Annotated in this window: 12 protein-coding genes; 9 read left to right on the top strand and 3 right to left on the bottom strand. The window is 42.2% G+C overall.

Going from position 1 to position 13,785, the window contains the following annotated elements; all coding sequences use genetic code 11:
- Positions 1 to 39 precede the first annotated feature (39 nt).
- From pabB to CTT31_RS06175, 7 genes are all read left to right on the top strand, one after another.
- Positions 40 to 1,389: an aminodeoxychorismate synthase component I gene (gene pabB, locus CTT31_RS06205; RefSeq protein WP_211859567.1), complete on the top strand. Its 1,350-nt coding sequence runs from the start codon at positions 40 to 42 to the stop codon at positions 1,387 to 1,389.
- The gene (locus CTT31_RS06200; RefSeq protein WP_260492188.1) at positions 1,379 to 1,939 is read left to right on the top strand and encodes a CoA pyrophosphatase; all 561 of its coding nucleotides are present in this window, start codon (positions 1,379 to 1,381) and stop codon (positions 1,937 to 1,939) included. Before pabB ends, CTT31_RS06200 begins: the two co-directional genes overlap by 11 nt.
- 168 nt (positions 1,940 to 2,107) lie before the next feature.
- Positions 2,108 to 3,484 (top strand): L-serine ammonia-lyase, encoded by a 1,377-nt coding sequence (locus CTT31_RS06195; RefSeq protein WP_010369030.1) that lies wholly within the window; start codon positions 2,108 to 2,110, stop codon positions 3,482 to 3,484.
- 430 nt (positions 3,485 to 3,914) lie between these two features.
- Positions 3,915 to 4,145 (top strand): hypothetical protein, encoded by a 231-nt coding sequence (locus CTT31_RS06190; protein ID WP_017218017.1) that lies wholly within the window; start codon positions 3,915 to 3,917, stop codon positions 4,143 to 4,145.
- A 230-nt stretch (positions 4,146 to 4,375) separates the two neighbouring features.
- Positions 4,376 to 6,718, top strand: a complete 2,343-nt coding sequence (locus CTT31_RS06185) for a S8 family serine peptidase (protein WP_260492187.1) — start codon at positions 4,376 to 4,378, stop codon at positions 6,716 to 6,718.
- A gap of 14 nt (positions 6,719 to 6,732) precedes the next feature.
- Positions 6,733 to 7,257: a hypothetical protein gene (locus tag CTT31_RS06180; protein WP_039492476.1), complete on the top strand. Its 525-nt coding sequence runs from the start codon at positions 6,733 to 6,735 to the stop codon at positions 7,255 to 7,257.
- Between the two features lie 722 nt (positions 7,258 to 7,979).
- Positions 7,980 to 8,150 carry a hypothetical protein gene (locus tag CTT31_RS06175; protein WP_239982397.1) on the top strand — a complete coding sequence of 57 codons (171 nt, stop codon included), beginning with the start codon at positions 7,980 to 7,982 and terminating at the stop codon, positions 8,148 to 8,150.
- 163 nt (positions 8,151 to 8,313) lie between these two features.
- Here CTT31_RS06175 and CTT31_RS06170 read toward each other — a convergent pair whose 3' ends face one another.
- Positions 8,314 to 9,684 carry a YjiH family protein gene (locus tag CTT31_RS06170; protein ID WP_260492186.1) on the bottom strand — a complete coding sequence of 457 codons (1,371 nt, stop codon included), beginning with the start codon at positions 9,682 to 9,684 and terminating at the stop codon, positions 8,314 to 8,316.
- 65 nt (positions 9,685 to 9,749) lie between these two features.
- Positions 9,750 to 10,808 (bottom strand): outer membrane protein assembly factor BamC, encoded by a 1,059-nt coding sequence (bamC, locus tag CTT31_RS06165; protein WP_039492478.1) that lies wholly within the window; start codon positions 10,806 to 10,808, stop codon positions 9,750 to 9,752.
- A 332-nt stretch (positions 10,809 to 11,140) separates the two neighbouring features.
- On the opposite strand from bamC, the gene CTT31_RS06160 reads away from it, so the two are divergent.
- Together CTT31_RS06160 and bcp are read left to right on the top strand one after the other, a co-directional pair.
- Entirely contained in the window at positions 11,141 to 11,674 is a 534-nt protein-coding gene (locus CTT31_RS06160; protein ID WP_010369065.1) for a glycine cleavage system transcriptional repressor, read from the top strand.
- A gap of 9 nt (positions 11,675 to 11,683) precedes the next feature.
- Entirely contained in the window at positions 11,684 to 12,157 is a 474-nt protein-coding gene (gene bcp / locus CTT31_RS06155; protein WP_130126580.1) for a thioredoxin-dependent thiol peroxidase, read from the top strand.
- An 85-nt stretch (positions 12,158 to 12,242) separates the two neighbouring features.
- On the opposite strand, the gene putP is transcribed toward bcp, so the two are convergent.
- Entirely contained in the window at positions 12,243 to 13,724 is a 1,482-nt protein-coding gene (putP, locus tag CTT31_RS06150) for a sodium/proline symporter PutP (protein WP_211859563.1), read from the bottom strand.
- Positions 13,725 to 13,785 lie beyond the last annotated feature (61 nt).

Raw genomic sequence — 13,785 nt, 5'->3', positions numbered from 1 at the left:
CTCCCCGCCCGTTTGGGGCTAGCTTTGCAGGTCAAGTAAATGATAAACGAGCGAATAAACTGTACGAAATTAGACATTAGGCATAATGCACTAGAATTATTTGAACACTTTGCAAACGGATCTCAGGCTATCCTGTTAGATTCAAGCGATTCCGATCACATCAATAGTCGCTACGATATCATTGCGATTGCACCAATTAATTTACTTGAAGCTAAAGACGGAAATGTATTTTTAGACGGCGAACTACAAAGTGAATCTATATTCACTGTGATGAAAGATAAGCTTGCCCAGTATAGTAATTGCAGTGCTCCCCATGATTTACCTTTTAATGGCGGTTGGCTTGGTTATTTTGGCTATGATCTCGGCCGTTATATTGAACACATTCCACATTGTGCAGAACATGATATTCGGCTCCCCGATGCCTGTGTTGGCTTGTATCCAGACGCGTTAATTTATGACAAAGTACTCAAAGCTTGGTTTTATGTGTCGCAACCTGATACACAAAGGCTAGAAATGTATTTGCAGCGGCTCAAAGACGCCTCAGCGTTCGAGCCATTTAGACTGACGTCACAATGGCAGTCAAACATGAGTAGAGCACAATACGAGCAAAATTTTGAGCGCATTCAATCTTATTTGCTAAGTGGCGACTGTTATCAAATAAACCTAGCACAGCGATTCAGTGCTAACTTTGAAGGAACTCCGTGGCTCGCGTATAAAAAGCTTCGAAACCACAACCAAGCGCCTTTCTCAGCATTTTTTAACTTAGGCAATAGTGCTATTGTTTCTGTGTCACCAGAGCGCTTCATCCAAGTTAAAAACAATATTGTAGAAACTAAGCCGATTAAAGGCACCTTGCCAAGATTACCAAATACTGACGCCGATAAAGCGCAAGCTGAAAAACTGAGGAACAGCAGCAAAGATCGAGCTGAGAATGTCATGATAGTTGACCTACTGCGTAACGACTTGGGTAAAGTGGCCAAGCCGGGTTCCGTTGCGGTTCCATCACTCTTTGCAATCGAAAGTTTTCCTGCGGTTCACCATCTAGTCAGTACGGTAACGTCTAAACTAGCCGAAGGTAAATGTGCAGTTGATCAACTCGAAGCCGCCTTCCCCGGTGGCTCCATAACAGGTGCACCTAAGATCCGCGCCATGGAGATCATCGAAGAGCTAGAGCCGCACAGACGCAGCGTTTATTGCGGCTCAATCGGCTACCTTAGCGCCTGTGGTAATATGGATACCTCTATCACTATCAGAACCCTAGTTTGTCATCAAAATAAGATACATTGCTGGGCAGGTGGTGGTATAGTCAGAGACTCTCAAGTACAGTTGGAATTTGAAGAGACTTACCACAAAGTGAATAAAATCCTCCCGGTATTAAATGAAGATTGATCAGGTTATATCGCAATTTATGTTGGCGCCCATCATGGCGCAAACACCAACCACACTGCATACTCTAAAGCAAAGTGCGGTGCTTATTCCTATTGTTGATGTAAACGCTCGAGCCCACCTGTTGTTTTGCAAACGCAGCAGCGAATTGCCGAGCCACCCGAGTCAAATTTGCTTTCCGGGCGGCAAAGTCGAACAACAAGATAGCAATATCATCAACACAGCACTGCGCGAAACCGAAGAAGAGATAGGTCTGACAATCTCTGAGTCTCAAGTACTGGGCATATTGCCGTTTATGCAAACGCTCACCGGCTATCAAATCACCCCCGTTGTTGCTTCTGTACAACAAAATGCGACTTGGGCGAATCAAAGCGACGAAGTGCAACATACTTTTACGGTGCCATTAAAGCAATTAAATGCAGCCAAGAATTGGCGAACTTTCCATTTTACCAATAAAGGCAAGCCAGTTTCACTCGACGGGTTTATGACACCGCATGGTTTACTGTGGGGCGCAACGGCAAAAATCGTCAAACAGTTCACCGCCCTATTTTAGCCCTTAACTGGTAAGACCTTTTTTAAAATCCCCTTCCACCTTGCTGATTAGAGACCTTTCTATCATGCTTACTGCAAAACTGGCATATACTTTTGCCGATTATGGGTTACTTCCCAAAGTAGACACGTTATGATGGCGTCCGTTTTAAAGGCAATGTGAGTAAAATTTATGATCAGTGCATTCGATATGTTTAGTATCGGTATTGGCCCTTCTTCCTCTCATACGGTGGGACCAATGCGTGCTTCTAGGTTATTCGTACAAGACCTTCAGGCACAAGGCATCGTTGATGATATCACTTCGGTGAAAGTGGAACTGTTCGGTTCTTTAGGCCAAACCGGTATTGGCCACGGCTCTGGCAAGGCTGTTATTTTAGGACTTGCGGGTTACGACCCTGAGACCATTGATGCAGATTTAGTACCAGAGATCTTAGAAACCATAGAAAATGAACAGGTTATCTATCTCGACAAGCAACATAAAGTAAAATTTCCTAAGCAAGGTGCGATTGTTTTTCACCGTCGCAAAACGCTGCCTAAGCACTCCAATGCAATGGAAATTAAAGCATATAAAGGCGAAGAGCTTGCTCATAGCCAAATTTACTACTCGATTGGCGGTGGCTTTATCGTTACCGATCAGAATTTTGAAGCTGAAAAGCAAGCAGCGCTAGATATCAGAACAGAAAACCCAGCACCTTACCCATTCAATTCAGCCGCCGAGCTACTGGAAATGTGTAAAGAGTCTGGGCTCAGTGTGTCTTCGTTAATGATGGCCAACGAGAAAACGCTACGTAAAGAATCTGAAATCAAAGAAACGCTATTCCACATTTGGCAGGTAATGAAAGCGTGTATTGAACGTGGTATGAAAACCGAAGGTATTTTACCGGGCGGTTTAAAGGTTCGTCGTCGCGCACCTAGCCTGTATTTAAAACTCAGTGTAGAAACACACCAAGATCCACTGCGCGCAATGGATTGGGTGGATTTGTTTGCCCTTGCAGTCAACGAAGAAAATGCAGCGGGCGGCCGCGTAGTGACCGCACCAACCAATGGTGCAGCCGGTATTCTTCCAGCGGTGTTAATGTACTATCACACTTTTATCAAAGAAGTGGATATAGAGATTGCCACACGTTACCTACTTACCGCAGCGGCGATTGGGATCTTATATAAAAAGAATGCCTCAATTTCTGGCGCCGAAGTTGGATGCCAAGGTGAAGTAGGTGTTGCGTGCTCAATGGCTGCTGGCGCTTTAACTGAAATAATGGGTGGTAACGTTATACACGTTGAAAACGCAGCCGAGATTGGTATGGAGCATAACCTAGGTCTAACCTGCGACCCTGTCGGTGGGCTTGTGCAAGTTCCGTGTATTGAGCGTAATGCAATGGGTTCTATTAAAGCCATCAACGCATCTCGCCTTGCTTTACGCGGTACGGGCGATCAAAAAGTGTCACTAGATAAAGTGATTAAAACGATGCTTGATACCGGTAACGATATGAAAACCAAGTATAAAGAAACCGCGCGCGGTGGATTGGCAGTAAATATTATTGAGTGCTAACTGACAATTGTCAGTTCACCTTATAGATGACTTAATGGCATCATGATGGCAAATCATGATGCCATTTTTTATGGTGTATACAGATTAAATTACTGATTTTAGTTTACTCTTTATAAGCATGAATAATTAACTTTAGACTAGAGTAAGCGGTAAAATAGCGCATAGTGGTTAAAACCTTTATATAGCTACTGCCGTTTACAACAATAGAGTTTTTACGGTGACAGCACTTAATCACCTTGCTAACGCAAAAGTATCTATTGTCATTTAGTAAAGGCAATATGTAGTAACCATGGAATAATTTCCACAAGATCCATGATAAATAAGCATTATCAGAAATTCAGGCTATTTACATCCATACGATAATAGATGGATAAAATACGACTAAGCTAAATATCAACATCAATTATCAACAAAAAGGGGTAAATTGATTATGTCCGGCACTACGATGGTTTTTTTAATTGTACTTATTAGCGTTGGTGGAGGCATACTTAGCGAAATGTATAAACGCCGTTTAGAATACAAAAAGTTAGATTCGCAAAGCCAAAAAGAACGAGACCAATTGCACGCAGAGCTTAATGCTTTGAAATCAAGAGTTGCCATTCTTGAGCAGATTGTTACTGACGAAGGTTATCAAGTTAAAAAGGATATTAACAGTTTATAATAGCCACCCACCAAAGATTACAAACAGGTTAAATCACCCTCTAACCTGTTTGTTTTTTCAACAGCCCCTACCCCTGTTTACATTTGTTTTCAAACAACCTAACTACATGAAAATATAAATAAAAAATATTTTTTGCTTACAAAATAGTTACAATAAAATAAATTATAAAATTGCTAACATAAATTTACTTGAGTACATTTGTTGCCGTAAAGATCACGAAGGTAAATAACATGAATAACAATAAATTCAAATATACTGCTTTATCTGCAGCGATAGTATTAGCGCTATCTGCTTGTGGTGGTAGTGATAACAATAAGAACAGCTCAGCTCAAGAAGTAGATCAAGCCCCTCAAGCCGGCGTTACTCAATTAGAGAATGTTAAGCATTGGCAAACAACTTCAGGTCCAATTCAAGCCTCAGATGCTGATGGTGATAACCTATCAATTGCAATATTTGATGGTGAAACTGAGATCATCCCAGAAGACAATGTTTATACTCTTTCACATGGTATTTTGACACTAAAAGGTATCAACGCGTTTGACTACCTGTCAGTGACAGGCGAAGCGGCAACAATTAACTTCACAGTAACAGCAAACAGTAAATCAGCTAGTGGTAGCATTGAGATCCCAGCAGCCATTACAGATCCCCTAGCCAGCCAACAATGGCACTTAAACAACACCGGTCAGAAAGCATATGCACTGAGTGACGAAATGAAACAAGGTCTCGTCGACTTATATGTAGGCCGTGGAATAATGACAGAAGAGGAAGCCCAACAATATTGGGATAAAGAATTCGAAGAAGCAGAAACAAACATCTTAGTCGCTGGCGAAGATATGAATGTAAAAAATGCATTCGCTCAAGGTGTTACTGGTCAAGGCGTTACTGCGGTAGTAGTAGACTCAGGACTTGAAATTCGACACGAAGATTTAGCACCTAATGTGCTTCCGAATCGATCATTAAACCTTTTAAACGACGCTTTGGATAAAACAGACCCAACAAGCAAGGCAACCAATGGCGACCATGGTACTAGCGTAGCTGGCCTTATCGCCTCAAAAGGTTGGAATGGCTTAGGCGGCCGAGGTGTTTCACCTGATACAGGCCTCATTGGAATGAACTTATTGGCAAGCGGCGAAAAAACGCCGAAGCAAGAGCTATTAGTTCATGGCTTTCCTGGTTCAGGTATCACTGTAAGCGAGTCTATTTCTGTGTTTAACCGCAGCTATGGTCTTACTTACCCAGTTCAATTTAGCTATTCAGAACTCGACGAAGCCATTGAGTCTTATCCAAACAGAAAGCTTCGCTCAGGTAAAGGAGCGACCAACGTAAAATCAAGCGGTAATAGCTTCGTGAGTGAAGACTTAGAAGGGTCATTTTGTGAAGATAATGGTGCAAATGACCTTGGGTTAACTTGTTACAACAGCAACAGTGAAAGTAGTCAAGGCCATCCATACTACTTTTCTATTGGCGCTGTTAACTCAAATGGTAAACACACAAGCTATTCAAGCGCTGGTTCTAACCTATTAGCTGCAGCCCCAGCTGGTGAATATGGCCGTTGGGCTCCAGCAATGGTTACAACCGACCCGATGACATGTTTGAGCGGTAGCTCAGGCTACACCGGCCGCACGATAGCTGGTTGGACTGCCGCTTATGGTGAAGAGTTTGCCGCAAGCCAGTATCCATTCGATTACCCTGGTCATCCTGAAAACCCTAATTGTAATTATCGTTCTTCTATGAACGGAACTTCTTCGGCGGCTCCAAATGCATCTGGTGTGATATCTTTAATCCTTTCAGCCAACAACGAACTAACTTGGAGGGATGTGAGACACATCATTGCATCGACTAGTACCAAGAATGATGCTGAAAATGCATCTGTAACTGTACCTGTAGGTGATAACGAATTCGTTGCACATGATGGTTGGGTTGAGAATGCGGCTGGTTATAGCCATAATAATCTTTACGGATTTGGACGTGTCGATGCTGGCGAGGCTGTGAAAATGGCTAAGTCTTACTCGAACAATTTAGGTGAAGAAGTAATTACTGATTGGACCGGCGCAGGCTCAGTAGTAGCAGAAGAATCACTTGAAATGCCAATTCCTGATAATAGCTTGGTTGGTGCGACATACAAAGTCACAATTGAAGATGATATCAAAGTTGAAGCAGCTCAGTTCAAACTAGACGTATTCAACGATGAATTCGGTATGGGAATAGAAAGCGGTGAAGATGTCCTTCAGTCTACTGCGGGCTCCGATTTAGCGATTGAAGTTATCTCTCCAAGTGGTACTAGAAGTGTTTTACTGTCATCTCGACAAGCGTTGATACGCCCAGCATATGACCTTAGTGGAGCCGGCTTCCAGAACGGCTATATCCTGAAAAATGGGGTATTTTTATCAAATAGCTTCTATGGCGAATCAGCCAAAGGGGAATGGACAATTCGCGTGCTAGACGTTTCTGACAAATCGTTTGCAACAGCTAGCACAGGCGATATTGTCTATAATGGTTACGTAAACAACTCTACACCATCAAAATTGATGGGTGCAGCTGTACGTATCTTTGGTCACCAGTCTGCTGAGTAATAGGAGTGTATATTATGAACAAGTTAAAAATCGCAGCACTAATTACGGGTTCACTATTCTTGACTCAAGCAGAAGCTAATGACAACTTGACTCCAAAAATGGAGAAGGTCAACAAAGTGGCAAGTTTTGAACAGCCTGACTTTGGCGCTTATAAAATCATGTCTGATCATGCATTAGTTCCTGCAGCAATTGCTGATCCCAATGCTGTTATTAGCAAAAAAGGTAATAAAGCTTTGGTTAAGTCAACTTCTGTCAGCAAGTTGTTCACTAAAGGTTCTTTAGTAAAAAATATTTTTAATGGTGAAATTGCTCCGGTATCTGGCAATATCAACCTTTTATTGAAAGACGGTGCGTCTGCAAGCGATTTAGCAAGTGAATTCGACGTTGCTGTTGAAAATACATATGACGGTGGCAGAATTGCCGTTGTTAGTGTAAATAGCAATCAAGATTTACTTGGTAAACTTGCCGAGCTGAAACAATCTGGAAAGGTAGTTGAGGCTAAAATTGAAGTGTTAGGTACTTTATACACATCTAGATAACTTCACTGTTAAATACAGACTTTCTAAAGCCTCATGTCGAATGGGGCTTTTTTTTGCACTCCGAAAGCCTAAAACACTGACGACATTACTTACTGATTGACCTCAAATTTGGCTAGATAAACGTGACCACCATATTTTGCATATCTCTTGCCTCCTCTTCTAGTTGGCTCATCCTGAAATCAATTTAATTTATTGAATTACATAAAGATCTAAACGACCCTACTATCCTAAAATTGCAGTTTTTTGAACCTGATAACCAAAACCATACACGCAAACATCATAAAAGCACCCGTTTCAAAGTGAGCTCATTGATATCTTGTCACTACGTCATGAACTCGTGAAGCCGCCCAAACTCATTGATTGATAGCGAATATAGGTTGAATTTACACAATACTATGTTGATAAAGGTGCTGACACAAAGCCTATCAACCTGCTCGCAGGTCTCGAATATCTTAAACAAATCTAAAAACTGTCTGACGAAAACACAGTAGCCATATGATGCGAAAATCCGTCTGGTAATACCTTTGTGGTGTGTAATTCTTTATCCAATAATGGAAAATATCACTGATAAGCGACCCTACAGCTGTTTTGTAGATAGGGCTCATCGAGGGTGCTTAGCTGCGTATTATGATGTATATATTGCTGGGCAAAAGCATGGAGTGACACCGAATATTAAGAGAAAGTGCAAGTAGAGCAATACAATAGAGCTAATCATCAGGCACATGAAACAGGATAGACACTTGGGTCTTAGCCGCTTAAAAAGAAAGCAAGATTATGGACTTAACGCAGTGCTTGCAGGTGTAGGCCAAAACTGCCGAAAAACCCTAGCCCGACTGCAGCTTTTTATACTTGGACTTTATATCAGTTATTGGCAGCACGAAGCGGCTTTGTAAAGTTAGACTATCGATAAAGGATAATGCTCAGTCTAGACTGATTTGGTTCGGCCAGTCCGAGCATCAAACGTCAATATTCAGCATGAAGTTAGCCAACTGACCCACAATATTTAAGCGAGTAAATATTGTGGGTTATTAGTGAACTCTGTTATCGAATGTTCTTTTAACCGACTAACCATTTCGCCATAAAGACGATAACAGGTAAGGTAACAAGCGTTCTTAAAATAAATATTAGGAATAGCTCCCACAAGTTCACCGGGATTTTGCTACCAAGCAATAATGCCCCAACCTCAGACATGTAAATTAACTGGGTAACACTCATTGCGGCAACGATAAACCTGGTGGTATCACTTTCAATAGAGCCTGCAGCAAGGATTGACGGAATAAACATATCAGCAAAGCCGACAACGATCGTCTGTGCTGCTTTTTCGGCTTCTGCCACATTGAGTAGCTCGAGGTAAGGAACGAAAGGTGTACCTAAATATTGAAATACAGGGGTGTATTCTGCGATGATCAGGGCAAAAGTACCAACTGCCATAACCACGGGAAGTACAGCAAATACCATATCTAACGCATTATGCAGGCCTTCTTCTAATGTACCTTTAAGCCCTGGTGCCGTTTTTGCCTTAGCAAGTGCAATATCCAAAGAATGACCTAATAGGCCTTTTCCTTCTGGTACCGCTTCTGAATCCTGATTGTGATCACTACCATCTACATAGATATCCTTTTTGAACCTTAGCGGTGGTAAGCGCGGCACTATGATCGCTGCAACAAAGCCAGCTGCACATACGGTGAGGTAAAAAGGAGCAAACAGGTGTTCGAGTTTAACTTGACCAATCACAACTAAACAGAAAGTAATGGAAACCGCAGAGAATGTGGTGCCGATGATAGCCGCTTCTCGTTGTGTATAGTGCTTATCCTCATATTGGCGAGCAGTCATCAAGATACCTACGCTACCGTCGCCAAGCCAAGAAGCAACACAGTTTACCGCGCTACGACCAGGCACACCGAATAGCGGGCGCATCACTTTGGTTAAGAGTGTACCAACCATCTCAAGTAGACCAAAGTTAAGTAGTAATGGCAGTAACAAGCCGGCAAGAATAAAGACAGAAAAGAGTACAGGTAACAAGTCATTTAGCACTAATGCTCCTGTGTTTTCTGAATGGATCGCTTCTGGACCAACACCATTGAAGGTAAGCACAATAAACACCATGCCGACTAGTCGGGTTATCAACCAAACCCAGCTAACGTCAAATAAGTGCTTTATTATGGTTATTTTTAATAGCGCTTGGGGTCTTAGGAGCTTTATCACCAAACTCATGATCCCGGTAATACATACTATTGCGACAATCATGTCTTTAATAAAGGGAGCGACTTGCGCTTGTAACCATTTCGCCATAACAGCGATTGGGATAGTCATTGCTTCCCCCACCGCCACTGGCGTCATAAATAAAAAGATACCAATCAATGACGGTACGATAAACGCAAACCACGTTTGTAAGGTGGAGCGTGGTGTCATAGTGCTCTCTGTCATTTTTTACTTCCACAAAAACAAAGAAAAGAGCCGAAGCTCTTTTCGTTTTTAAATTATTATATTTATTAGATTGTTAGGCCTTTTTGCCTAAGCAAAGTGATCAAGGCTTGATGCAGATTATTCATGGTGTTTGCATCAAGTACGTTACCTTCGCTATCCTTCCAGGTAATTGAAGTACGCGTATCCTGCGCTTGAGCGATCTTTATCGTGTAATCACCATTGTCAATTGGCAACACAACCGCTTCTTCACCCCAAATAGAGTCCCAAACGCTGCTTTCAGGCGCTTCATAACGGACCAAAACTTCCTGCTTTTCTCTATCAACACGAACAACCGTAAAGTTACTTCTTTCTAGGAAGTTTGAGAAGCGATCAAGCACCGCTTCTTGACCTTTTTCTGTCAGTAGCGCCGAATCACCATTCTTGTCAAACCCAAGTTCAAGTGCCAGTACACCTTGGCGCTTACGCATTTCAACTTGCAGTAGACGATATTGATAGTCAAATTCTGAAACGACTTCGTTCAGTGCCCGAACTTCGAGGTGATTTTTCTGAAGCGCAGTTAACTCACCATCGCCTTGATAATCTACTAATTCCGCTCGAATTGACGCCGTACGCTGATGTTCTTTTTGCTCGACAGTAAACTTAAACTTTTGCTTAGATGGTTCTGCCGCTTCTTCCCAAAACCAGCCGTCTTTTGGCTTGATCAGTGAATACCAAGATGTGGTCACCGAGCCTTGCGCCTTGTTATCGCTTTCAAGTCCGGCATTATGCATCGCCACAACGCCATCCACAGCACGCCAAATAAATGCCGGTAAATCTTCTATACCGTCATTCTTATCAAAAAAGATCCTTGCAGCTTCTTCGCCCTGCTCTACCCAACTACCTTGCGCAACTGTTAATACCTGTTGCGGTGCACGGTAACTTACCGGTTCAGCTGTATTTTCATATTGGCCGACTGGCATTGCAAATTCTGGGTCTCGATAAGGCTGAGCTAAGCCCTCAGGGGCTTTCACCGGTGCATTTGCACGATAATTTCTTTCATGATGTGCATCATTTGTAAAAATACTACAGCCGCTTAGACTAACGGCAATTCCAAGAACCAGTGATTTTGGGATCCAATACTGCACTCATTTACTCCTTAGCAAACCCTATTATTATTCGAATCAAAGTTATGATTTAGGATTGCCGAATTGGTTCACACAAAGTTGCCAAAAATTGACAATCTCTGAATTAATAACGCTATGCTATCAAATATTCCACGTACTATATCGGGAACACGTATCTCATAGCCAAAATTTTGCCTTATGTTACTTGTCATACATTAGAAAAACAAGCAACCATGCCGCGCAACCCTAATTCTATTTTTTATTACAACGCGCTAGCGCTAAAACTCAGATATGGTAGTATTTCGCGTTAACTATTAACCTTGAGCGCATTACGTGAAATCAGAGGTTCCAAAATGACCATGCATGCAAACCATCAACTTGTCTTAACCGCAATAGGAGAAGACAGATCTGGTATTGTTGGCGAATTGACACAGCTTGTGAGTGACTGCAACTGTAATATTATCGACAGTCGTATCGCAATATTGGGAAATGAATTTACCTTTATTATGTTGCTAGCCGGTGACATGGCGTCTATTAGTCGTGTAGAACATACCTTACCAGCAAAAGGGATGGAACTCGGTCTCTTAACCATGATGAAACGCACGTCGAGCCATCAGCAAGGCGAATACAGTGCAGGTTATACTTTGGAATATGAAGGACTAGATACTCCCGGTACACTCAGCAAAGTAACGCGCTATTTTGCAGCACAAGGAGTGAATATTTGTTCACTAAAGTCAGATACTTTTGAGCAAGAAGACGAGCTACATATGCGCTGCGAGCTTGAGTTTAATATTCCAGTGGATGTGGATATTGATAACTTTAAAGTTCAGTTCGAAGATCTTTCACACTCCTTAAACGTAGACTATATATTCAGACGCATTCGCTAAGGATTTACTATGAATACTTTGAAAGTTGGTGATAAAGCACCATTATTCTCACTGCAAAACCAAAACGACGAGACCGTTGAGCTTGCTACTTTATTAAAGTCACATCAAGTTTTAGTCTATTTTTATCCTAAAGCATTGACCCCAGGCTGTACCGTTCAGGCTGAAAATCTGCGTGACCACAAAGCTGAATTGGCTGAATTAAACACCGTAGCCGTTGGCATTAGTCCAGATCCTGTGAAAAAGTTAAAGAACTTTGAAAACAAAAAAGAACTCAACTTTGACTTACTCTCGGATGAAGACCACGCGGTAGCCGATGAGTTTGGTGTGTGGGGATTAAAGAAATTTATGGGTAAAGAATATGACGGCATTCATCGCCTATCTTTCTTAGTCGGTCAAGACGGCACCATCAAGCACGTGTTCAATAAGTTTAAAACCAAAGATCACCATGAAGTCGTGATTAACCACTTAAAAGAACAAGCTTAAAGTGACCCCTTAAACCGTATTTACGTATCTTTAAGAAATAAAAAACGGAGCTGAATGCTCCGTTTTTTATTCACTTCAACCGACTTTAATCAAGCGCTTTTTCTACTTTATCAAATAGCGTCGTGATCTCTTTACTTGGCTCCTTGGTCAGTAGGCTGACAGCAAAGATAGCGATTGTCGCGACAATAAACCCTGGAACAATTTCATATAATGTCGCGCTAAGCGGCTCACCATTATAAGTAAACGGACCATAGATCCATACCAACACAGTCACCGCACCAGATACCATACCAGCAAGCGCGCCAGCAAAGTTCATGCGAGACCAGAATAAGCTTATCAGCACCAGTGGGCCAAATGCCGCACCAAAACCAGCCCAAGCATTACTTACAAGATCTAGAATCGAGCTATCTCTGTCGTACGCAAGGTAAATGGCAGCAAGCGCTACAACTAGTACACTGATACGACCAACAAGCACAAGTTCTTTATCCGAAGCATTTTTGTTCAAGAATATCTTATAAAAGTCTTCAGTTAACGAGCTCGAACTCACTAACAACTGCGAAGAAATGGTACTCATAATTGCTGCAAGAATTGCTGCGAGTAAGAAACCAGCAATCAATGGGTGGAACAATAACTGAGATAAAATCAAGAAAATGGTCTCGGCATCATCCACAACAATCCCATGTTCATGTGCGTAAGCTGCACCAAACAAACCAGTGCCCACAGCACCGAGCGCTGCAACTATCATCCAGCTCATCCCTATGCGACGCGCTGTCGGCATGTCTTTCACACATCGAACAGACATAAAACGCACGATAATATGAGGTTGACCAAAGTAGCCAAGACCCCAAGACATTGCTGAAATAATACCTATTGCACCAGCCGAACCAACCCAAGTTAACATCGTTGGGTTTAACTCATTTAGTGTTTGAGATAGCGGATTATCGAGCAGTGAGAAGGTAACTAAAGGCACTAAAATCAAAGCGATAAACATAATACAACCTTGTACAAAGTCGGTCAGACTTACCGCTAAAAAGCCGCCAAACAAAGTATAAAGCACAACAACGCCGGTGGTGATGTATAAACCACTCTCATAGCTCATGCCAAACGAACTTTCAAACAGCTTACCACCAGCAACCACACCAGAAGAGGTATATAGGGTGAAGAAAACAATGATCACTAACGCTGAGACTATTCTTAACGCGTTTCCTTTATCTTCAAAACGATTTGCAAAATAGTCAGGAATGGTTATCGCATCATTTGCATACTCTGTGTAAACACGCAGGCGTGGTGCAACCAATAAATAGTTAAGCCAAGCACCAATCACAAGGCCTATTGCAATCCATGTACTGCTAAAACCATACAGGAACATGGCACCCGGCAGACCCATTAAGATCCAACCACTCATGTCGGATGCGCCCGCTGAAAGCGCCGCTACACTTGGTGGTAAGCTACGACCGCCCAACATGTAGCCTGACACATCACTGGTCGACTTTTTATATGCGTATAACCCAATTCCCAACATCGCAATAAAATACAGTGCGAGAGAGATTATCGTACCTATCTCCAAATTAGCCTCCTAATTGTTAGTTGGGCTCTTCTCCAAATGTGAGCTTTTTCTATCACTTAAT

Origin of the sequence: Pseudoalteromonas maricaloris (assembly GCF_024746855.1) — a bacterium.
In the GTDB taxonomy this organism is placed as follows: Bacteria; Pseudomonadota; Gammaproteobacteria; order Enterobacterales; family Alteromonadaceae; genus Pseudoalteromonas; species Pseudoalteromonas maricaloris.
Note: the sequence above shows the minus strand (reverse complement) of the source record. Positions and strands in the feature narration are given on the sequence as shown.